We start from the raw sequence: 22,435 nt of genomic DNA on the forward strand, positions 1-22,435 counted from the left end.
TCGGTGGGAGGTCCTTCCCACTATCCCAAACTCAAAGCCGTCTTTGAGTCCCGTTCGTCGCTCGAATTCTTCCGGTCACTCGCCGACAGCGGCTTGTCGCCGCGTCGCCGGTCGATACCGCATCCAGTACCAGTAGCCAACCCAACACCCGATCGCGAACAGTCCGGCCGCGAGCACGAACCCGCCGGGCCCGGTTGCGAACTCGAGAAGCGACTCGCGAAGCGTCGGCTCGGGTGGCTGTGCGGTACTGAGCAGCCTCGGCTGTGCCGGCCGGGGCGCGTTCCACCGCGTATGAACGAGCGCACTCACGAGACCCACGAACACGCTCGCACCGAGCACTCGCTGCAGTGCACCCGAAAGCGACGGCGTCGTCTGCTCGGCCCCAGTATACAGAACCAGCGGACCGTTCGCCGGCGCATAGACATCCATCTCCCGTCCCTGGCTCGAGTACCACGTCCCGGCAACGACGATCAGATCCGCTTCGACAAGCCGCTCGAGATGATAGCTGACGTTCTGCACCGAGGCGTCCATGCGATCGGCGATATCCGACGCCGTCTGTGGCTCCTCGTAGAGCATCGCGAGAATCGTCCGCGCCGTCGTCGACGAGACGGATGACAGTATGTGCTCGGCTTCCGTCTCGGTGAACTCGACGAGTTTCGGCTCGGTTTCGCGGTCGTCCAATGCCGATGATGGTTTCAGCGGAAAGAGAGAGCTCATCGTACCTACAGTCTCGTTTCCACCGGGGTGATATATTCGTACGTGAAACTCAAAGATTCCTTTGAGTTTGTGAACTCCAGCCAGTGCGACGGTTTCGATCGCCGAAGACGATCCGAATATGAACTCTCTGTCCAGTGCTGGGCGACACTCTCACCTATTCCGCGAACGATTCGGAATCCGGCGTGGGGTCGGGTTCTGCGTCCGTTTCCGCTGCTGTTCCCGCTTTCGATTCCGTCCCCGTTTCCGCTTCGCGTTCCGGGCCGACCGTCCCCGCCTCGCCTGCAGTCGCTGACGCGGCGTCCGTGGAGTCAGTTTCGCTCGTTTCGTCGACGATCGACTCCGTCCAGGTCCCGCGGGTAAACCACGCAGTCGCCGCGATCGCGCCGACGATGTCGCCGATAACGACACCGGCCCAGATGCCCGTCGGGCCCCAATCGAGGACGAAGGCAAGGATGTAGGTAACGGGGACGCGGACGGCCCACAGGCCGAAGACGGCGAACGCGAGTGCAGTCTTCGTGTTCCCCGCGCCGCGGAACGCACCCTGAACCACCTGCATGACGCCCATGAAGACGAATGCGACCGCGGAGAACCGCAGGTAGGTCACGCCGTAGTCGATCGTCGCCGCCCGTCCTTCCGCCTCCGCCATCAGGAACACCGAGACGAACGGTTCCGGCAGCAAGAACGCGAGCACGCCCGCCACGAACATGATCGATCCGATCACCCCCGCAGCGATCCAGACGGCCCGCTTTGCGCGATCCGCCATCCCTGCACCCAGGTTCTGGCCGACGATCGAGTCCGTCGCCTGCCCCATACCGAGCGCCGGCAGGAACGCGAGCGATACCAGTCGGTTCCCGAGCCCATAGGCGGTGACGACTTCGGACGGAAACGTGACGACGATCGCCATCATCGCAACCAGCGCAAGCGCCGTCATCGACTGCTCGAGAGCCGTCGGAACGCCCAATCGCGTAATCTCGCGAACATACTCGAGTCGCGGCCGAATATGCGACGCCTTGATCGCCGGTCCGGTGTCCGTATAGTACAGCAGGTAAAATCCGATGACCGTCGCAATAGCGCGCGAGATGACCGTCGCGACAGCCGCTCCCTGAACCTCGAGCCGCGGGAGCGGGCCGACGCCGAAGATAAGCAGCGGGTCGATTGCAACGTTGATGACGACGCTGATGAACATCACTCGCATCGGCGCGCGCGTGTTCCCGTAGCCGCGCATGAGCGCGACGAAGACGAAGAAGCCGAATACGGACGGTAATCCGAGGAAGAATACCTCCAGGTACTCCGCGGCGAGCGGGATGATCGCCGCCTCGGTGTCGGGATCGGACGGCAACGCGGCGAGCATCGGATCGCTCAGTAGATACCCGAGGATACCGAGTCCGACCGCGACAAGCGAAATAAACGACAGCGTTTGCCCGGCGATGATCCCGTCCTCGTCGCTGTCGGCCCCCGTGTGCTGGGCGATCAGGATCGCTCCGGCGGTCGTAAACCCGCTTCCGACCGCAATCAGCAAGAAGAGCAGCGGAAACGCGAGGCTCACCGCACCGACGGCGTCGGGCGAGAGCGTCCCGAGCCACAGCGTGTCGCCGACGTTGTAGGCGACCTGCAACAGTTGAATAACGACGAGCGGCCAGGCCAACCTGAACATCGGTCGGACGAGTTCACCTTCGGTAAGGGAGTTCTCGTCCGCCGTCGCGCCAGCGGACATATCCGCACAGTGTCGGGCGGCGTACTTGACCACTCGGGAGATGTGGTACCGTATTGCACTCGACGGTGAGAGCGCCGGGCATGTGTGCAACCGAGAATCCGGACCGTTTACGGTGCTCCTCCGACGATCCTCGGCCATGACGATCGGAGTTATCGGCGGCAGCGGTATCTACGAGGCGCTCCCGCTCGAGAACACGCGCACGGAGACCGTCACCACGCCCTACGGCGACCCCAGCGACGACGTGACGCTGGGTGAACTCGCCGGCAAGGAGGTGGCGTTCCTGCCGCGCCACGGTGAGGACCATCAGCACACGCCGACCGACGCGCAGTACCGGGCGAACATTTACGCCCTCAAATCGGTCGGCGTCGACCGCGTCATTTCGACGAACGCGGTCGGCAGCCTCCGCGAGGACCTGCCGCCCCAGACGCTCGTCGTTCCGGATCAGATCTTCGATCGGACGAAACACCGCTCGCCGACGTTCTTCGGCGACGGTATCGTCGTCCACATGGGCTTTGCCGAACCGTACTGTCCCGAGATGGTCGAGCACCTCGCCGATGCGGCCGCAGCGGTGGCCGATGCGGAGACGAAGACGGAGCGGGGTGGCACCTACGTCTGCATCGAGGGTCCACAGTACTCCACGCGAGCGGAGAGCGAGTTCTATCGCTCGCAGGGGTGGGACGTGGTCGGTATGACGACGATTCCGGAGGCCAAACTCGCCCGCGAGGCCGAACTGAGCTACGCGACGGTCGCGGGGATAACTGACTACGACGTCTGGAAGCAGGACAACGAGGTGACGCTCGAGGAAGTCCTCGAGAACGCCGCGGCGAATCAGGACTCGATCAACGCCGTGATCGAACGCGCGATTCGAACGATGCCCGAGGACTTCGAAAGCGACGCCTGGAGTGCACTCGAGGGGACGATCAACACGCCGACGGAGGCTATTCCCGACGAGACGCGCGAACGCGTGGATCTGCTGGCCGGTGAGTACCTCGACTAATACATCACTCACGCGATAAATATGTGTGGGTGACTATCACTCGAACCAAATATAATTGGCACACTGACTATCACCATTGAGAACATAGCATGAGATATGAGCCACGATTCCGAGTGCCGCTTTCGCCCGACAGACGGTTCGGCCAGTCAAGCGCATGCCAGTATGACAGCCACTCCGTCCGCCCCAGACCACTCGCTGCCGCTTGAGACCCCGCTTTCCCCTCGAAAGCGCGACACACTGCAATTCCTTCTCGATACTGACGGCCCCGTCACGATCCGTGCCGTAACGGACCACGTGGCAGCCACGGAACACGAAACCGCTCCAACATCCCTCTCCGCCGATCAGCGGCAACCGGTCTACGTCGCCCTCTACCAGTCGCTGCTCCCTGAACTCGACGACGCAGACATCGTCGAGTACAACAAAGCTCGCGGAACCGTTCGCTTGACGGCCGACCGCGCGGCTGTCGAGTCCGTCCTCGAGTTCACGGAGAGCGAGCCCGAGCCAACGAGCGCGGGACGGACGAGCAGACAGGGACTGCAACTGCGACCGAGAAAACGGCGGTGAACGCAGGCAATGAGTCGTCGAATATCGTCGCCGAGGGAACCGTGAGTCTATTCGGAATCGCATCGCTTGGATTGCTCGCGTCGCCCGCTCTTACGGCCAGCAGCACCGTCATTGCGACGGTCGCGCTGGCAGTGGCTGTCGTGAGTCAACTCGCTTGAACTGGGTCCGAGACTGGGGCCGGCACTGGCACTTCCGTACCGTTCACACGATGCCGTGTTTGCACTCGTTTTTCGCTGTCTCGAGTGGTCACGACAACGTTTCGGGACGGTATATCGTTATCTGTGGCATCAGACGGCAGTTCGAACCGAAGAGACCCGTGATCCCTAATCCCGCGACCCCGTATCTCGTGATCCAGTGATTACTCGGCGACTGCGTCGTTCGCTGGAACCGTCGTCGCATCCTGGATCCAGAGATCCCCGAAGAGTTCGTCCTGGTCGAGAGTCAGGCGGCCGCGGTGGGCGAGAAAGAGCAGCGCGAGGTACGTCATCACGCGCGAGCCGCCGGTTTCTGCGATCTCCGCGTACAGCACTTCGTCGCGCCCGCGCTCGTAGCGCGCGATGAGTTCAGTCTCGACGTTGTCGATGACGGTTTCGATGTCCTCCTCGTGGGTGGTATGGGTCACGTCGTCGCTGGTCGGCTCGTCGTCCACCCGGAAGTCATCGCCCGAGTGGTAGCTCAGTTCTTGGACCCCGCGGTCGTAGCCGTGCGGCGAGTCGCTGGTGTCGTAGCTGCGGGATTCTTTCCACCAGGTCCCCCGTTCTGCACTGCGGAGTTCGCGGACCAACTCGTCTAGCGTCTCGGGTTTCCCGCGGACGTGCTTGCGTTCGAGTCGGCGATCCATCTCGGCTTCGAGACTTTCGACGGGATCGAATCCGTCATCGGGCGCGTCGCCGCCGGCAGGATCGGGCGCACCGCCGCCCATCCCCCCCTCGTCGGCGAATGGTGCCTCCCACGGCGGGAGTTCGTCCTCCTCGGGCTCGTCCGTCGCGAAGAGTTCGTCGCTCTTCATCCGGAGCAGCACGCTCGCGTAGAACAGCGCCCGCCCCGAGGTCCGCAGGTCGGCGTCGTCGAGCGCCTCGAGAAACTTGTCCGTGACCTGGACCACGTCGATATCCCAGGGGTCGATGTCGCCGTTTTCGGCGAGTTGGACGAGGAGTTCGACGGGTTCGACTTCGTCTTCGCCGTCTTCGACGTCTTCGTCACCGGTGCCGGTACCGATATCGCTCTCGTCTCCGGCGGCCGCCCGCGAACCAGCGTCGTCGGGTTCGCTGAACTCGAGTACCGTGCCTCCTTCGCCTTGCGTATCGGTGGCTGCTCCGGGTCGTTCTCGGTCGTCGTGTCCGACGATCTGGAGGGGGATGTCGTCCTCGCCCTCATCCACATCCCCATCCTCATTCTCGTCCTCGTTGTCCGGTCCGTCGTCTCTCTCGGTGGCTGTCTCGTCCGTCGACGAGTCCCACGCTGGCGACGACTCTTCGGTTCCGTCACTATCTTGCGGGTCTCCTCGTTCCCCGCTCGCGGCTTCGTCGTTCGCATCTGTCGAGGGATCCTGCGTCATCTTCGGTTCCTCGGGCCCTCCTTAGTCATCAGCCGGTACCCCCTCACCCTCGCCTTCGCCTTCGCCCTCGCTCAAGTCGATCCCCGTCACCGCGCTGACGTTGTCGTCTTGCATCGTCACGCCGATCGCTCGCTGGGAGCGGTCGAGCATCGCCGAGCGATGGGAGACGACGACGAACTGGGCCTTTTCGGCGAGTTCTTCGACCATCTCGCCGATCCGCTCGGCGTTGACGGCGTCGAGGAAGGCGTCGACCTCGTCGAGCGCGTAGAACGGGGCCGGGTTGTGCCGCTGGATCGCGAAGATGAACGCCAGCGCGGTCAGGGATTTTTCTCCGCCGGACATCGCGTCCAGGCGCTGGATCGGCTTGTCGCCGGGCTGGGCCTTCATCGTCAGGCCGCCGTCGAACGGATCGTCCTCGTTCTCGAGGTGCAGCGTGCCGGTCCCTTCCGAGAGTTGTTCGAAAATCTCCGTAAACTGGGCGGAGATCGCGTCGTAGGCGTCCATAAACGTCTGTTTTTTCTGCGTTTCGTACTGTTCGATTCGGTCTCGAATCCCCGCCGCCTCCTCGACGAGCGTCGCTTTCCCGTCTTCGAGTTCGTCGAGATCGGTGCGGACCTCGTCGTACTCGTCGATTGCGAGCATGTTAACGGGCTCCATCGCCTCCATATCACCTTGGAGGAGGTCGATCATCTCGAGGACGGTCTCGTGGTCGGGGACGTCTTCGGGGTCGTAGTCGCCGACCTCGGCTTCGAGACTCTCGATTTCCCATTCGAGGTCGCTGACGCGCTCGCGTTTGTCTTCGAGTTTGCTCTCGACGGCGTTAACACGGTCCTGTTGCTGGTCGCGCTTCGTCCGGGCCTCCGAAAGGTCCTCTTTGAGGTCGCTGCGGTCGTCTTTCAGCTCGGCGAGTTCAGCCTCGAGTTCCTCGACGGCTTCGTGTTTCGCCTCCAGAGTCTCGCGTTTCTCGGCGATGGTTTCCTCGCAGTCTGCGATGCGATCTTCGTGTTCGGCCGTGCGGTTCTGGGCGGTCTCGATGTCGTCGTGGAGATCTTCGATGGCGTCTTCGGCGTACTCTTTCTCGAGTTCGAGTTCGTTGAGCGTGCCGTCGAGGTCGTCGATTTGGTCCTCGCGGTCGTCGATTTCGCTTTCGAGGGCTTCGATCTGGGCGGTGAGTTCTGGGATCTTCGAGTCTGCGAGTTCAGATTCGAGGTCGTCGATGTCGGCCTCGACGGCCTCGATGTCGGCTGTCTGCTCGTCAATCTCGCCGGCGATTTCGTTCATCCGCTCGTCGACGGATTCGCGCTCCTCGCGGAGGTCGTCGAGTTCGGCCTCGAGCGTTTCGATTTCGTTCTCGATGGACTCGCGGGTGGAATCGAGGGAGTCGAGTTCGCTCTCGATCGAGCGGACCTCGTCTGCGGCGTCGGTCTTGCGGTCGCGGGCGTCGTCGAGGCGGTCCTCGACGCCGCGCAGGTCCTCACGGAGGGACTCGCGTTCCTCCTGCAGGTCCGTGATCTGTTTGGCGACGCGCTCGAGTTGGCCTTCGCCGCCGCCGGTAAAGGAGTAGCGCGAGCCCTTCCGGGAGCCGCCGGTCATCGCGCCGCTTTTCTCGACCAAGTCGCCGTCGAGGGTGACCATCCGGTAATCGCCCATGTACGAGCGGGCGGTCTCGATGTCCTCGACGACGAGGGTGTCGCCGAGGACGTACGAGAAGACGCCGGCGAACTGGTCGTCGAAGTCGACGAGGTTGTACGCGAAGTCGACGACGCCGGGATCGCTTGGGGCGTTCGGAAGCCGGCGCTGGCTCATATCGGTCAGCGGCAGGAAGGTCGCCCGACCCGCATTGCGCGATTTCAGGTGTTCGATACACTGCTGGCCGACCACGTCGTCGTTGACGACCACGTTTGCGAGTCGGCCGCCCGCCGCCGTCTCGCAGGCCACGGCGAACTCGCCGGAGACGTTTCCTAACTGCGCCACCGCGCCGTGGACGCCGTTGATCCCCGAGTTCAGGATCGTGGTCACCGCGCGGCCGAACGAGGAGTCGCCGCTCTCGCCGGCGTTGGCTTCGAGTTCGGCGTACTCCTGTTGTTTCGCCTGTAGTTTGTCGTCGGTGTCGTCGATGTCGGCCTGAATACGGCGCTTCTCGTCTTTGAGGTCGTCGACGACTTCTGCGATGTTCGCACGATTCTTCGTCGCCTTCTCGAGTTCGCGTTCGAGGTCGCTGCGCCGGTTTTCGAGTTCGGGGAGGTCCTCGCGGCGCTCCTCGATCGTCGTCTCCTTCTCGCTGATCGTGTTCGACCGGCGGCGAGCTTCGTCGAGGAGTCGGTCCTGCTCGCGCTGGAGGTCGTTGCGCTCGGTCTTTGCGTCTTCGAGGTCGTCCTTTCGCGCCGCGAGATCGGCTTTGAGTTCGTCGAACTCGGTGTCGACGGCGTCGATTTCGGCCTCGAGTTCGTCGCGCTCGGCCTCGCGTTCCTGGATTTCGGTCTTGAGCGAGGCCTTTTCGAGTTTGTGCTCGCGCATTTCCTCGTCGAGTTCCTCGATCGTCTCCTGCTTGCGATCGATCTGGACGAAGGCTTCGCGCCGTTTCGATTCGGCCGCCTCGATTTGCTCCTCGCTGGCTTCAATTTTGTCCTCGAGCCGCGAGATGTCGCCTTTGATCTCCTCGATTTCGCTTTTAATCTGGAGCTGTTCGTCCTCGCCCTTGCGTTCGATTTCGGCGTTTAAGTCCTCGAGGTCCTCCTGGAGGCGGACGACTTTCCCCTGGCGCTCGTCGAGTTCGCGCTGGAGCTCCTCGAGGTCGGATTCGAGGTCGTCGACGGCTGCCGTGGCTGTCTCGAGTTCGGCGCGCTTTTCCTCGAGTTCGCTGGCCTTCTTGTAGCCATCGTACACCTCTTTCTCGCGGCGGAGTCGTCGGTAGCGCATGGCTTGCCGGCGCTCGTCGGCGAGCTGGTCGAGGCGGTCGCGCTTTTCCTCGATGCGGAGTTCGGCCTCGTCGATGCGTTCTTCGACGATATCGAGTTCCTCGAAGGCGTCCTCCTTCTTCGCGTCGAACTCGGCGACGCCGGCGATTTCGTCGATGATCTCCCGGCGGGCGTGGGGGGTCATGTTGATGATCTCGGTCACGTCGCCCTGCATGACGACGTTGTACCCCTCCGGCGTGACGCCGGCCTGGGCGAGCAGGTCCTGAATGTCCGAGAGGTTGACCGAGCGGTCGTTTACGTAGTAGTAGGAGTAGTAGTTGTCCTCGGTTTCCTTGACGCGGCGACGGATGCGGATTTCGTCGACATCGCCGATGTCCTCGCTACCCGCGGCGTTGACGACCTGTGACCGATCGAGCGTCGCGTCCGAGTTGTCGAGGATAACTTCGACGATGGCTTCGCGCGGCCCGTCGGAGTTCGACCCGTCCTCGTGGCCGGGGTTGTAGATGAGATCGGTGAGTTTCTCCGCGCGGATGCCGCGGGTCCGTGCGAGTCCGAGGGCGAAGAGAACGGCGTCGATGATGTTCGACTTTCCCGAGCCGTTCGGGCCCGTGACGACGGTGAAATCCTCGTAGAACGGAATTTTCGTCTTTCGACCGAAGCTCTTGAACTTGTCCAGAACGACTGCCTTGATATACATTCTCTTCTCGAGCCCTCCGTGCCGTCGGGGATTGCACTCGGGGCATCGTGGCGGACACCGGCCTGCGACGAGCCAGTCCGGTCCCCCGAATGCGAACCGCCGTGCAGTTATGCGACAATAATGTCGTCGCTACCTGAGTCTTCCGCTTCGTCGCCGGATTGGGCTTCGCTTTCCGTATCCGCATCGGCCGTCGCCTCTTCGACTTCCTCCGGAGCGGCTTCCGGGGTCTCCGAATCGCGGTCGGCGGCATCGGCACCGGTTCCGGCTTCGTTCTGGCGGCGCTCGGGAACGCGAGTCGGCGTCTCCGTATCGAGTTCGGCTTCGAGAACGCGGATGCGTTCTTTGGCTTCGATGAGTTCGTCGGTCAGGCCCTCGACGGTCGATTCGAGTTCTGCGACCGTTGATTCGAGCTGCTCGACGCGGTTGTTCGACATACGTTCTAGGGCTGTTGCCTGCCACATAAACGTACGTCAGACACACCTACCTGTTTTGGTACATACTGCCGCCGGCTATAGGAACACCTGAAACGGGTTACACACTGATCGTACAGCTCTCGTGTGATCAGGTGTGCACTAACTTGCAGTGGCTACTATCGGTCCTGCACTCTCTTTCGCACAGATCTGTCGGTAGATGGGACTTGGACGACAGAATACGCCACCACTGTCCGCGAGTCAGCGCGCTACGACCTGTTGTTTGATAGGGGGCTGACGCCAACCTGTGTGTGTCATCATCACCATGACTGCGAACACCAGCCTCGACGACGTTGACGAGATCGTCCACGAACCCAGCCAGGCGTTCGTCGAGTCGACGAACGTCGCCGAGTTCATGCGAACCCACGGGATCGAGGATTACGAGGCGTTGATCGAACGGACGACAACTGAACTCGAGGGCGTCGAGGCGTCGGGCGTCGACTGGTTCTGGGACGAAATCGTCGACTATCTGGATATCGAGTTCTACGAGGAGTACGAGACGGTCCGAGATGACAGTGAGGGGCCGCAGTTCACCGACTGGTATCCCGGCGGCGAACTGAACGTTGCGCACAACGTCGTCGACCGCCACGCCGCCGTCGACGAGGAGCGCCGCAACAAGGTTGCGACTATCTGGGAGGGGGAGGACGGGGAGGTTCGCGAAATCACGTACCACGAACTCCACCGGCAGTCGAACCAGGTGGCGAACGCGCTCGAAGCGCGGGGTATCGAGACGGGTGATACGGTCGGGCTCTACATGCCGATGGTACCGGAGGTCGTCTCGATCCTGTACGGCTGTTTCAAGGTCGGCGCGATCGCGGTGCCCATCTTCTCGGGCTTCGGCATCGACGCGGCGGCGACTCGGATCACCGATTCGGAGTGTTCGGTTCTCTTCACCGGCGACGGCTTCTACCGCCGCGGCGATCCGGTCTACCTCAAGTCAGGAGCCGACGAGGCGATCGAAGAGGCAGGTTACGTAGAGGACACGATCGTCTTCGACAGGCTCGGTTCCGGTGGGGACGAGGCGGAGCGCGAGATTCCCTGGAACGATGACCGCGACGAGTGGTGGGCCGAGGCCGTCGAAACCGCGGACGACGAGTTCGAAACGAAGTCGCTGCCCTCGGATCAGGAGTCAATGCTTCTCTACTCCTCGGGCACCACCGGGAAGCCGAAGGGGATCGTCCACACCCACGCCGGCGTGCAGGTCCAGTGCGCGAAGGAGGTCTCCTTCGGGATGGACCTCAAACCTGCGGACCGGTTCTTCTGGGTTTCGGACATCGGCTGGATGATGGGCCCCTGGACACTCATCGGGACGCACACCTTCGGCGGCACCGTCTTCATGTACGAGGGTGCGCCCGACTATCCCGAGCCGGATCGCTTCTGGGAGATGATCGACCGCCACAAGCTCACCCAGTTCGGTATTTCGCCGACTGCCATCCGAGCACTTCGTAAACACGGGGACGACTGGCTGGAGGGCCACGACCTCTCCTCGCTGCGCCTGCTCGGCTCGACCGGCGAACCCTGGGACCCCGAATCCTGGCAGTGGTTCTACGAAAACGTCGGCGGCGGCGAGTGCCCGATCATCAACATCTCCGGGGGCACCGAAATCTGCGGCTGTTTCCTGATGCCGATGCCGACCGAACCGCTCAAACCCTGCACGCTCGGCGGGCCGGGGATCGGCATGGACATCGACATCGTCAACTCCGCGGGCGAGTCGGTCGCGGACGACCACGAGCGCGGCTTCCTCGTCGCCAGCGACTCCTGTCCCTCCATGACCAAGTCCCTCTGGTCCGGCGACGAACGCTATCTCGAGGAGTACTGGTCGACCTTCGAGGACCCGGCACTGTGGGACCACGGCGACTGGGCCCAGAAAGACGAGGACGGCTTCTGGTTCCTCCACGGCCGCGCAGACGACGCGCTGAACGTCGCCGGTCGCAAGGTCGGCCCCGCCGAAGTGGAGGGCGCACTTATCGACCACGCGGCGGTCAACCAGGCCGCCGCCATCGGCGCGCCGGACGACACCACCGGCACCGCGGTCGTCGCCTACGCGATCCTCGCAGACGACATCGACGAAACCGACGCCCTTCGAGAGGAACTGCGCGCGCAGGTCGGCGAGGAACTGGGCAAGCCCTTCCGCCCCCGTGAGGTCCTGTTCGTCGACGAGTTCCCCAAGACGCAGTCGGGCAAGATCATCCGCCGCGCGATCGAAGCGACCTACACGGGCGAGGACCTCGGCGATATGAGCAGTATCGAAAATCCGGCGGCGCTCGATGAACTCGAGGCCGCCCGATAACGCACGCTGTTGAAACGTTACGTCTCGACTGAGCGGATCTCTGTCGGTAGGACGGTGTTTCCCAGGATTCTGAAAAAACCGGTATCGTCACGACGAGCCTTTGAATACGTGATTCAGGCCGTCCGTATCGAATTGGGGACCGCCGTTCACACGACGGCCTGCAATCATCGAGGTGAGCGACAGTATGGCCACGACAGCGGAGACGGAACCCGAGGCGAGCCGTCGACCTCGACGAGTTCGAGGGAGCGGACATCTATCAGGAACACGACGAACGGGCGCGAATACGCGGTTACTTCCCGCTAACGCCCGGAACGCCGAACGCGAGCGGCGTCGGTGCCGAGGAGTGGATGATCGTCTCTATCGAGATCGAGCCGGGAAACTACCTTCCGTCCCACTGGGATAGTAACGAGGAACTCCTCGTGGTGACCGGGGGCCGGGTTACGGCGACAATCGACGACGAGACGGTCGACCTGCACGCCGGACAGTGTGCGGTCGTCCCCGAAATAGAACCGCACGAACTTCGCAACGACGGCGACGAAACAGCGTCGATCATCGGATTCTTCCCGGGTACCGAACTGACCGCGACGTTCGACGACGTTTTGCAGCCGTTCGGCACTGCGGAGGTAACGCTCGGATCGGCACCGGCCGAGGATCGTCAAGAGCGAACCGACTAGCCGGTCCCGAGAACGCTCGGCCTGCGATACGCAGGTGCACCGTCTATTTTTGCGGATGCAAACCGTCGTCGACGGCGTCGGTACCGGTATAGCTAGGCACGATGGCCCGAGAGAAATCAGGGGAATGCGCGACGATGTGGCCGGTTCTATCGCGGCGACCGACTACTACGTCGTCGGCGTTACGCGCCGATCAGACCGTCGGAACGCCGAATAACAGCGAGAATACGGCGGCACCGATCAACAGAACGCCCACAGCGAACGCGACGCGCTCGCCGTCCGGCGTCAGGCGCTCGATCGAGACGACGAGCGTCAGGCTGACCATTACGAGGAAATTCATCGACCCGAGCGCGACCATCAGCGCGAACAGCGGCCAGGTGCACGCGACGCAGTTCGTCGCGTAGGAGATCCCCCTGCGAACCATCCGATTCACATTGGGACAGTGCGGAATCGACTGGCAGGACGCACACCGCGAGAGCACCCGGCGCTTGAACGGCGTTAGCTGGTAGCCGCCGGCGAACGCGAGCAGTCCGGCGACGGGGACCGTCCCCGCACCGAGCCCGAACGCGGACGCGGTCGAGAACTCGTGAATCGAGACGAGCAGTTCGACCGCGAGGGGCACTGCGCCGATCGCCGTCCAGACGAGACCGTAGCCGCCGAGGAACCCGGCGATCGACGGAACGGCGACGGACGGATTCTGACACACGTCATCGAGGTGCTGTCGAACGACCGGAATCAGCGACGGGAGCATCATCGCGAGCATCATCGTGCCCCACATGAGCAGGTACGCGACGGTACCCGAGAGCCCGTTTGCCGTTGCCATCGCTTCGGGGACGCCGGGGGCGGCCATCGGGACCGCGAGTTCAGCGGGAGCGGGACCGAGATTGGGAAGCCAGCCTTCGAAGAGGATGAGCCACAGGAGTGCCGAGAGCGAGAGGGTGGTGAGTTCGGCGATGGGGAGCGAGTCGGAGTCGATACGAGTGGTGAACGAGAGTGGATTGTCGGGGAGCATCGAGTGAACAGCAGGATAATCGGTGGATTCGGGATCGGATTTCGACGATAAAACGGTTCGTTACGACGGTATCGAACGGTGGCGGAAGGGACAGAAACGGTGGGGCTGTCATGCGGGTCGATCAGTTGGCGAGTGGGGGAGGGGGTGCAAGGGGTTGATGGGGTTGAAGGGGTTGTGAGCGGTGGTATGGGCCGGCGGGTGGCGCGTTAGTCCGTGGTGTCCGAACGGTCTCGGTGGCGCTCGAGAACGGTGCCGCCAGCACCGACGGCGATGTCGACGGGAACGGTCGCCAGTCCCTCGTCGTCCGACCGCTGGCGGGCGAGGGAGAGATCGAGGAGGGATTGTTCCGTCGGCGTGTCCCGTTCCTCCCAGCGGATGCTTTCGATGCGCTCGTAGACGCGCCCGCCGGTTGCGACGGCGACGGCAGTGTTGCTGCCTTCATCCACCTGGATGGACTGGAGCGCACCCTGTCCGACGTTGATCGGGGTCCAGTTCTCGCAGTGCGGGTCGTACCGATACGCGATGCCGTCGGCACCGGCGACGAAGACGGTTTCGTCGCCGGCCCAGATGTCGTAGAAGTCGACTTCGGCGTTGCGAACGCCGATTCGTTCCCACTCGCCGTTCGCGTCCGCGTAGTACGCGCCGCCGCTGGTGTCGATAGCGTAGAATCCGTCCGGGCCGGCGGTCAGGCCGGGTATCGTCGACCCGCCGCCGGGTTCGACGACATCGCCCCAGACCGGACAGCCGTCCTCGACGGTACAGTCGAGAACTTCGCCGGAGCCGTTCGCGATGCGGATGCGCTCCTCGCCGGTCGGCTCGGACACGGCGATTCCCTCCCAGGTACTCGTCTTTTCCCCCGGTGCCGAGTAGTCGCTCAAGTAGCCGTCGGCGACGTCGTAGTACCCGAGTGCACCGCTGTCACCGGCAAACCAGAGCCGACAGCCGTCGGCTGTTGCGTCGATCGTCCGCAGCGTGTTGTCCGCGACGCCCGGACCGCGCTCGATCAGTGTCTGCCACCCGTCGTCGCGTCGGTGCAGCAGGATGCCGCCCTCTCCACAGGCGTAGGCACCGTCCGCGCCGTGGACGACGCCGTGTAGCGTTCTCGAGGTCGGCGAGTCGGCTTCTTCCCAGTCGGCGGCCGCTTCGGCGTTCGACGGATCGGTCTCGCGACCGCCGTCCGACCGTGGTACAGCCTCGTCCTGGGATTCGAAGCTCGATGCGGAATCGGCGGCTTCCGACTCGGGGTCGGATCCGGAGTCAGAGTCAGGGCCGGAGTCGAAGTCAGAATCGGATTCGGAGTCGGCTGACGGGTCGATCTCGGGACTAATTTCGGTCAGCCATTCGATCGCGTCGCCGAGCGAGTCGTCGAGACGATCGATCATCGAACCACCTCGTGAGCCGAGACGAGCCGCGAGAGCCCGAGTTCGTACGCGCCGTCACGCCAGCCCACGTCGCGGCGCACACGATGGGCCCGAACGTCGGAAACGGCGTCGATAACCGCATACGAGAGTTCGTTCGCCATGCGCGTGTCGCTCATCTCGCTGCGGCCGACGTGACGACGCCATTCGAGGCTCGCGGCCGATAGTTTGCCGGCGAGCGACAGCACGGCCGGCACGACGGTGACATCCTGCTCCTCGAGAACGCGCTGCCCGCCGGCGGTCACCGCGCCGTACGCGCCTTCGACGACGAGATCCGCCCGAATCGTCTCTGCGTTTCTGGCGGTCACCGCCGTTCCTGATCCGGCGAGAACCAGCGCATCGACATCCGCTTCGAGGACGTTCTCGGTGCCGGTCATCGTGCCGCCGCTGAACTCGTCGATCGCACCCGGTCCGTCGAGGTAGCTGGGTGCGACGGTCGTATCGATGCCGTCGTCGGTAACGTCGTCGCCGTCACCGTCCTCGTCACCAGTCTCGTGCTCGAGCGTCTCGCTCTCCCCGTCACTATCGCCGTCGCCATCACCTTCGGCGTCGGCAGCAAGCCCGACATGATCGCTACACAGCGCGACGATCGTGCTGCCCCAACGGTCGAGCAAGCGTGCCGTCGTCGCACCGACGGTGCTGGTGCCGTACACGGCGACAGTTCCGTCCGACAGCGAGCGGCCGAGATCCGTCTCGAGTACATCTCGGACGACGTGGGCGACGCTGTGGCCGCCGGCACAGGTGAACTCTCGCGAGCCGCCGAGAACGGCCGGTTTTCCAGCGGCCGTCGCGGTGTGGGGGCCGTCGACGCGTTCGGCGACGGCATCGGCGGCGCGAGCCATGGTGCGTTCGTCGGTTCCCAGATCGGGAACGAGAACGTCGCTGTTCGGCCCGAGATCGGTGATTCGTCGCGCGTAGGAGCGCGTGAGCCTGGCGCGTTCGTCCCACGAGAGTGTTTCCGGATCGCAGTCGATGCCGCCCGCTGCGCCGCCGAACGGAACATCGGCGAGCGCGGCGGTTACGGCAGTTGCAACTCCGAGTCCGGCACAGTCGCCGATTGACAGCCCGGGGACGTAGCGGTGCGGGCCGATGTAGGGGCCACGAACGTCGTCGTGGCGAACGCGGTACCCTGCTCGAACGTCGATCGTCCCATCGTCGCGTTCGAACGGAATGGCGATTTGCTGGCGCTGGCGCGCATACAGGAGCCGCTGTTCGATGTCATCTGGGACCGAGAGACGGTGGGCGGCGGTTCGGAGGTGACTCCACGGAGCATCGAGTGCGGGAGCGGTTCGGCTGGTCGTGTCGGTTGAAGCATCGTGCGGAGTAGTCATCGGTTGTTTCGAGCAGTTGTTGTGCGTGCGTTGGTGGTGCGCTTGGTTCGACCGCGTCGACACAGCCAGTCTGCACAGCACCGACTGTTTCGATCGCGTGTGGCTGAATACCGGTTACCGGTCTGAATGCAGCCGTGTCTCAGTGTCTCTCAGTATCTCAGGTGTGGCAGTTACACATCCGCGTCAGGGATCACAGAAGAGACAGTGACGTTCCCACTCGTGGTGTTCTTCAAGTCGCCTGTTGGCGTGCGTGCTCGGCCGGTAGGCGTTGGTTCGTCCGTCGAGTGGGTGCTTTTCGACGTACCCCTCGTCGACGAGTTCACTGAGGTTCTGGTAGAGTCGGCCCTGGTTGATGTCCTCGTCGTAGTAGCAGTCGAGTTTGTCTTTGATCACGAGCCCGTGGGGGTTGCGTTCGGCCAGCAGTCGGATGACGAATAGCTGGTCGCGTTTGAACCCGGTCAGGTTCGTCAGTGGGCGAGGGGGTGTCGACCCGTCGATACTCGATTCGTGCTCGTCGGTGTCGTCGTGGTCGGTAGGGATGTTCCTACACATCGGTGCATCATCGGCGGGAAGACCGCCGAAGCTACGTGTGGGGGTCGAACCCACTCCCGGCCGAGTCCGGACGTAGCAAGGGCCGGATTAGGGACCGTGTTCTTTCCGGTGTTCTCGGTACAGGACGAGGACGAACGCCCCGAGCGGGAGGAGGCCGAGCAGAACGAGGAGCAGCCCTGCGATGAGAGCGGTGGGTAGCGATACGGTCAGGAAGTACAGCAGGACGGCGACTGCGCCGCCGAGCAGGAGGGTGACACTCGAGAACACGAGACCGAAGCTCAGTTTTCGCACGGTCCATTCGAGGTTCTGCGTTCGGCGGAGCTGGTCGATCAGGACGACGGCCGGTGGAATCGTCAGTGCGATCAATTGCAGGAGCATCAGTGCAACGTCGGTGCTTGTGGTGGATGCCATGGATTGTGGGTCAGAAGTCGGGATACCGATGCGCAGCGGGTGTGCTGTCTCGGTGGCTGGTGTGCTAACTGTGCGTCGTGAGAGCGGTTCGGGAAGGACGGATCGAGTCGCTGCGGTCACGAATGAGGGGGACGTCTGCTGTCGGTGTCGCGGGTTAATGGAGAGTCCAGCCGGCGTCTGGGCCAGGGCTGAATCGAGGTCAGCCCCGGGACCGCGGTCGCGACCCGGAATCGAGCCGGAACTGGGCCAGGATCGCGTCTGAATCAGCGCTAGCTACGGGGAGCTTCGATATCGAAGTTGGGTCCGATCGTCGTCGTAACGACCGCTTACTCGGCAGAGACACTACCATTCTCGCGCGTGTGACGGCTCGTCAGCGAGGTTCCACGGATCGTCGCCGGCGTGCTCGCCGACCCAGAGCGACCGACCGAGGTTGAGCAGGAAGACGAGCTGGCCCACGGCGATGACGTAGGCTCCGACGGTAGCAAGCTGGTGAATCGGCGCGAACGCGGGCGGGTAGGTCGCGATTCGTCGCGGTAACTCCGCGAAGCCGACGACGAAGAGCGCGCCGAAGGTCACGATGATTCCGACGATAGTGAGCCAGACGTGCAGGTGAGCGAGCGTCGGATCATACCACCGGCCGGTAAGCAGCGGAAACCAGTAGTACGCCCCGGCGACGAGCGTGAACGCGACGAACCCGACGAGCATCATGTGGAAGTGGGCGACGACGTAGTACGTCCCGTTGTAGAGGACGTTGATCGGAGCCACCGCGAGAAAGACGCCGGTCACGCCGCCGACGATGAAGAAAGCGATCGCTGCGATGGTCGCGATCATCGGCGCTGTGTGCTGGATTGCACCCCCCCACAGCGTGCCGAGCCACGTACAGAGCTTCGCCGAACTCGGGACGGCGACCGCCAGCGTCACGAACATAAACACGGCGCGGACGCTGACGCCCATCCCGGCCATGAACAGGTGGTGTCCCCAGACGGTAAACGAGAGGATGCCGATCGCAAACGTCGAGTAGACGACCGATCGGCGGCCGAACAGCCGCCGTCCGGCGAATCGCGGCAGCACGTGGCTAGCGATGCCCATCGGTGGCAACACCAGGATGTACACTAGCGGATGGGCGAAGAACCAGAACAGGTTCAACCAGACCATCGGGCCGCTCCGACCGACGAGGAGCCCGACCCCAGCCGCCCGTTCGAGGAGCAAGAGCGCAAGCGAACCGGCCAGAACCGGGAAGGCGACGACCGCCATCGCCGCGCTCGTCACCACCGTCCAGGTGAACGTGTCGACGTCGCTCCACGGAATCGTCCGACGGTGACAGACCGTGACGACGAGGTTCGCCGCGGTCAGCGACGTGCTGATCGCAACGAGCAGGAGGCCGGCGACCAGCGCGTCGACGGCGGGATTCGACGACGCGACGCTCATCGGCGGGTACAGCGTCCAGCCGATCGCGACGGGGTCGAGTCCCGCCACGTCGAGTGCACTGCCGATCGTTCCGGCCCGAACCAGTATCGCAGCCGGGATCTGCAACCAGAACGCCGTCGCAGCAAGGGCGGGAAACGCGGTTCGTTCGGCACGGATCAGCGCTGGAACCGTCGCGTACGCGTATCCCCATATCGCGGGAACCGCGAACAGGAACAACATCGTCAACCCGTGGGTCGTGAAGAGCGAACTGTAGACGTCGGCCGACCAGTGATCCAGCGTCGGCGTGACGAGCGTCGTCCGAAGGAGCACGGCGTCGAGGCCGCCCCAGAGCCCCATCACCAGCGCGAAGACGAGGAACCACCGTCCGAGTCGGACGTGGCCGACGGCGATCAATCGCCGGCCCGTTTCGACGGGCTCGCTTGTCGTTTCGAGTTCAGTGCCGTCAGCGTCGCCAGCGTCATCGTCGTCGGATGAGTGGGGTAGTGGCATGCTGGTCACCGTGTAAAGTCAGTGCAAGCGCTCGTCTCGGTTCGAACCGGTACTCGTACGATCAGTTGCTCCCTCGCTCGAAACTGAACGATCTGAGCAGTTCGCGAACCCCGAGCAGGGAGACGGTCGTCGCGACGGTAAACGCCGCAACGGGGTGGATCGCGTACAGGAGGCCGCCGACGAACGGGGCCGGGACGAGTGCGACCCGAACCGCCGTCAGGAGGGGCTCGGGCGGCGGGAGACCGAGTGCCGTCGCATCCGCGTCGGGGCTCACATCGTGGCTCGGCCGGGCGGTCGGTCCGACGGTCGGTCTGAGCGGTTCGATCGCGGTCCGACAGCCGAGCACGGCAAACAGGAGCGCAACGATGGCGACCGACGACGCCGCGACGAGGGCCATCGGAACCAGCGAGACGCTCGCGAGACCGAGGGCCAGGAGCCACCGTCGATCGACCGCCGAGACGAGCCACGGGGCGGCTATCGCGCCGAGAAGCGCTCCGCCGGCCTCCGCGAGGACGAACACGCCGAACAGCGCGGCTGGCATCAGCGACCGCCCGCCGACCGAGAGCGAAAGCGGCTGTTCCTCGACGAACAGCAACACCAGGTACGGCGTACTCCCCACGAGCGCCAGCCTGACGAGCGCGTCGCCGGTGATCGTCCAGCGCCGCCGGTCGGAGAGGGCCGCGATCGCCCGGCGAACCGACGCGATCGAATCGGGAACCCGGCCCCTCGCCGCACTCGGCGCTTCGGTGCGACCGACGAGCGGAAGCCGGTCGGTATCGCCGACGACCCCCCGCGTAATCGCCGCGACGAGCGTGATCGAAGCACCCGTGGCCGCGACGATCGAAAATCCGGTTTTGACGCCGCCGACGATCGCGATCGCTGCGGTCACGATCAGCGCGCCGGCACCGATCCCGAGCGCTCCGATAACGGTGCCCGCACGAGCGTCGTGGTCTCGATCGGCTCCCGACGGAGTGAACTCGTCGGCTTCAGTTCGGGTCGATCGCGTTTTTCGACCGACGATCCTGGTATCGATCGGCCAGAGGGTCCGCACCGGGCCGAAACTGTGCCAGGCCTGGAGGAGCACGACCCCGACTGCGAGCCATCCGAGCGCCGAAAGCGGCGTACCGAGGAGCGTATCGAGCGTCGGTGCGCCCGTCCAGACGAACAGTCCGAGGGTCGCAAACAGCACCGAGGCGACTGCGATCACCTGCGCCGGGAGGCTGCCGGTTTCGGCGTTTCTATCACCAGTTTCTGCTTCGTCACCCGAGTTCAGCCCGGTGGTCGCGGATGCCGTCACGACGACGGTCACGCCGAGACCGGTGCTGACGAGCAGTCCGGTGACGATCGGCCCGTAGCCGAGTGCCGACAGGAACTCGGGGAAGTAGCGTTCAGCGATGCGGATCAACCCGTGGCTCGTGACGAGGGTGACGAGCAGGACGATCCGAACGGGATCGAACCGTCCGCCGGGTGATGGCCGTGGCTGGGGCCGGGATCGGCTCCGGGATTGAGGCTGTGGTTGGGATGTCGTCATGGGTGGAAGCGACTTACTTCAGGCCTCGCGATTCGAGCGCGTACGCGACTCGTCTCACGAGGTCGTAGGCGTGATAGAGAACGCCCGCGACGTACGGTGCGATTCGGTTGCCGAGGCGGACGCGTTGGTCCGGCTCGAGGGCGACGTACACCTGCACGGCGAAGAGGGGGAGCGTAACGACGTTGAATAGGGACGTGTAGGCTCCAGGGACCGTCCCGCCGGACGTACCGGGTGACGGAACGAGACCGACTCCGGAAAAGACGAGTTCGACGAGGAAGCCGGCGATGACGGCGGCGGCGAAGAACGCGGCGAACATGACGCCGGCCATGCGGAGGCCGTAGTAGCGGTGGTACGTTCGGACCAGCGGGAGGATCAGCAGGTCGGCGAAGATGAACGCGAGGACGCCGCCGAACGAGACGCCGTTTTGCCAGAGGACGACGGCGAAGGGAATGTTGCCGACGGAGCAGAGAAACGTCAGCACGCCGACGATGGCTCCGAGCACGACGTTGGAGAAGAGGCGCGTGAGACTTCCCTCGGGACCGACGCCGAAGAGGGCGGTCCACCAGGTGTCGGGGACGAATGCGGCGAGGAGTCCGGCGAGGAGGAATCCGAAGAGGATGTCTCGCCAGAGCATGTCCCACTCGCTCATCGTGTTCGCGATCGCGCTTTGCCAGCGGTCGCCCGAGAGGAGTTCGGGGCCGGCGGTAACGGCCTCGCGGTCGTCGGCCGGGTCGTACGCGTTGAGACAGCCGCCACAGCAGAAGTATCGGCGCTCGCCGTCGAACGTTCGCGTGATCGTCTCCTCGTCGGTCGGCGGGGCGGCCATGCCGCAGGTCGCGCATTCGGTTTCGTCGAGCGCGCGAGCGTGGGCGCGTGCCCGTTCGATCCACGATGACGGGACGAACCGCCGGTAGACGATGCCGAGAACGACGACGGCGATTAGCCCGCCGGTGATCTCTGCGGCGGCAAACTGCCAGCCGAGCAACGTCAGGACGACGAGTGCGAGTTCGAGGACGAGATCCGTACTCGCAAACTGGAACGCTCCGAGGGTGGACGCGGCCGAGGCACCCTTGGTGAACAGCGACCGGGTCATCGCGACCGCGGAGAACGAGCAACTCGAGGAGGCCGTGCCGAAGACGGTCCCGTAGCCGATCTCCCGCCAGCCGTCGTCGCCGAGGTAGTCGGTGAGCTGATCCTCGTCGACGAACTCCTGGATGGCACCGGTGATCGTAAAGCCGAGGACGAGCGCCCACCAGGTATCCCAGGCCATCTCGAGTGCGATGACCAGGGCCGTCACGAGCTGGATCAGGAGGGCACCGAGCAGCCCGGCGAGCCTGGCCGCGAGGTCGAGTCCGCCGCCGGTGACCGGTCCGAAGACGAAGCCGAGTTCAGCCGAGAGGGCGATAGCGATGGTGTTGGTGGTGGTGACGGTGGTGATGGTGGCCGACCCGGATTCGAGGTGGCTCTGGACGAGTAGCAATCGGAGCAACGAGACGAACTGGTGGCCGGACACGGGCCAGAGACTGGCCTGGTCGGTGAGCAGGTGTATCTCTGAGAGCATGGCTGGGTGAACTCGGTGTCGAGGCGGTGGCTTGTCGGTGTGCGGTGAGCGGTGACGGGGAATCGGCACCGGTCAAGCAGGGAGCGACGCGCGAAGGAGGGGACCG

Annotated in this window: 18 protein-coding genes; 5 read left to right on the plus strand and 13 right to left on the minus strand. The window is 64.1% G+C overall.

Going from position 1 to position 22,435, the window contains the following annotated elements:
• Window positions 1–75 precede the first annotated feature (75 nt).
• Window positions 76–717 (minus strand): ArsR/SmtB family transcription factor, encoded by a 642-nt coding sequence (locus tag C484_RS14735; protein WP_006826700.1) that lies wholly within the window; start codon window positions 715–717, stop codon window positions 76–78.
• A 154-nt stretch (window positions 718–871) separates the two neighbouring features.
• The gene (locus tag C484_RS14740; protein ID WP_239640996.1) at window positions 872–2,431 is read right to left on the minus strand and encodes an MATE family efflux transporter; all 1,560 of its coding nucleotides are present in this window, start codon (window positions 2,429–2,431) and stop codon (window positions 872–874) included.
• Window positions 2,432–2,567: 136 nt separating this feature from the next.
• On the opposite strand from C484_RS14740, the gene mtnP reads away from it, so the two are divergent.
• The 3 genes from mtnP (at window position 2,568) to C484_RS23480 (ending at window position 4,150) form a co-directional block, all read left to right on the plus strand.
• A complete protein-coding gene (mtnP, locus tag C484_RS14745) occupies window positions 2,568–3,428 on the plus strand; it encodes an S-methyl-5'-thioadenosine phosphorylase (RefSeq protein ID WP_006826702.1) in 861 nt (286 codons plus the stop codon).
• Between the two features lie 162 nt (window positions 3,429–3,590).
• A complete protein-coding gene (locus C484_RS14750; protein ID WP_006826703.1) occupies window positions 3,591–3,992 on the plus strand; it encodes a DUF7344 domain-containing protein in 402 nt (133 codons plus the stop codon).
• Window positions 3,989–4,150: a hypothetical protein gene (locus C484_RS23480; protein WP_160164250.1), complete on the plus strand. Its 162-nt coding sequence runs from the start codon at window positions 3,989–3,991 to the stop codon at window positions 4,148–4,150. Before C484_RS14750 ends, C484_RS23480 begins: the two co-directional genes overlap by 4 nt.
• A gap of 200 nt (window positions 4,151–4,350) precedes the next feature.
• On the opposite strand, the gene C484_RS14755 is transcribed toward C484_RS23480, so the two are convergent.
• From C484_RS14755 to C484_RS14765, 3 genes are all read right to left on the minus strand, one after another.
• A complete protein-coding gene (locus C484_RS14755; RefSeq protein WP_006826704.1) occupies window positions 4,351–5,550 on the minus strand; it encodes a segregation and condensation protein A in 1,200 nt (399 codons plus the stop codon).
• A gap of 21 nt (window positions 5,551–5,571) precedes the next feature.
• A complete protein-coding gene (gene smc, locus C484_RS14760; RefSeq protein ID WP_006826705.1) occupies window positions 5,572–9,165 on the minus strand; it encodes a chromosome segregation protein SMC in 3,594 nt (1,197 codons plus the stop codon).
• 107 nt (window positions 9,166–9,272) lie between these two features.
• Entirely contained in the window at window positions 9,273–9,599 is a 327-nt protein-coding gene (locus tag C484_RS14765) for a DUF7518 family protein (protein ID WP_006826706.1), read from the minus strand.
• Between the two features lie 301 nt (window positions 9,600–9,900).
• On the opposite strand from C484_RS14765, the gene C484_RS14770 reads away from it, so the two are divergent.
• Together C484_RS14770 and C484_RS14775 are read left to right on the plus strand one after the other, a co-directional pair.
• The gene (locus C484_RS14770) at window positions 9,901–11,925 is read left to right on the plus strand and encodes an AMP-binding protein (protein WP_049915496.1); all 2,025 of its coding nucleotides are present in this window, start codon (window positions 9,901–9,903) and stop codon (window positions 11,923–11,925) included.
• 347 nt (window positions 11,926–12,272) lie between these two features.
• On the plus strand, window positions 12,273–12,599 hold the full coding sequence (locus C484_RS14775; RefSeq protein ID WP_006826708.1) for a cupin domain-containing protein: 327 nt from the start codon (window positions 12,273–12,275) through the stop codon (window positions 12,597–12,599).
• Between the two features lie 190 nt (window positions 12,600–12,789).
• Here the strand turns inward: C484_RS14775 and C484_RS14780 are convergent, their stop codons facing one another.
• The 8 genes from C484_RS14780 to C484_RS14815 all read right to left on the minus strand — a co-directional run bounded on the left by C484_RS14780 (window position 12,790) and on the right by C484_RS14815 (window position 22,329).
• Entirely contained in the window at window positions 12,790–13,608 is an 819-nt protein-coding gene (locus C484_RS14780) for a DUF2182 domain-containing protein (protein ID WP_006826709.1), read from the minus strand.
• Window positions 13,609–13,814: 206 nt separating this feature from the next.
• The gene (locus C484_RS14785; RefSeq protein ID WP_006826710.1) at window positions 13,815–14,990 is read right to left on the minus strand and encodes a hypothetical protein; all 1,176 of its coding nucleotides are present in this window, start codon (window positions 14,988–14,990) and stop codon (window positions 13,815–13,817) included.
• The gene (locus tag C484_RS14790; RefSeq protein WP_006826711.1) at window positions 14,987–16,357 is read right to left on the minus strand and encodes a Glu/Leu/Phe/Val family dehydrogenase; all 1,371 of its coding nucleotides are present in this window, start codon (window positions 16,355–16,357) and stop codon (window positions 14,987–14,989) included. Before C484_RS14790 ends, C484_RS14785 begins: the two co-directional genes overlap by 4 nt.
• A gap of 183 nt (window positions 16,358–16,540) precedes the next feature.
• Window positions 16,541–16,909 carry a helix-turn-helix transcriptional regulator gene (locus C484_RS14795; protein ID WP_006826712.1) on the minus strand — a complete coding sequence of 123 codons (369 nt, stop codon included), beginning with the start codon at window positions 16,907–16,909 and terminating at the stop codon, window positions 16,541–16,543.
• Window positions 16,910–16,996: 87 nt separating this feature from the next.
• A complete protein-coding gene (locus C484_RS14800; protein ID WP_006826713.1) occupies window positions 16,997–17,320 on the minus strand; it encodes a hypothetical protein in 324 nt (107 codons plus the stop codon).
• A gap of 342 nt (window positions 17,321–17,662) precedes the next feature.
• Entirely contained in the window at window positions 17,663–19,237 is a 1,575-nt protein-coding gene (locus tag C484_RS14805; RefSeq protein WP_006826714.1) for a cytochrome c oxidase subunit I, read from the minus strand.
• Window positions 19,238–19,298: 61 nt separating this feature from the next.
• Complete coding sequence (locus C484_RS14810) at window positions 19,299–20,768, minus strand: hypothetical protein (RefSeq protein WP_006826715.1); 1,470 nt, start codon at window positions 20,766–20,768, stop codon at window positions 19,299–19,301.
• A 13-nt stretch (window positions 20,769–20,781) separates the two neighbouring features.
• Window positions 20,782–22,329: a permease gene (locus C484_RS14815; protein ID WP_006826716.1), complete on the minus strand. Its 1,548-nt coding sequence runs from the start codon at window positions 22,327–22,329 to the stop codon at window positions 20,782–20,784.
• Window positions 22,330–22,435: the final 106 nt, after the last annotated feature.

Origin of the sequence: Natrialba taiwanensis DSM 12281 (assembly GCF_000337595.1) — an archaeon.
Lineage (GTDB): Archaea > Halobacteriota > Halobacteria > Halobacteriales > Natrialbaceae > Natrialba > Natrialba taiwanensis.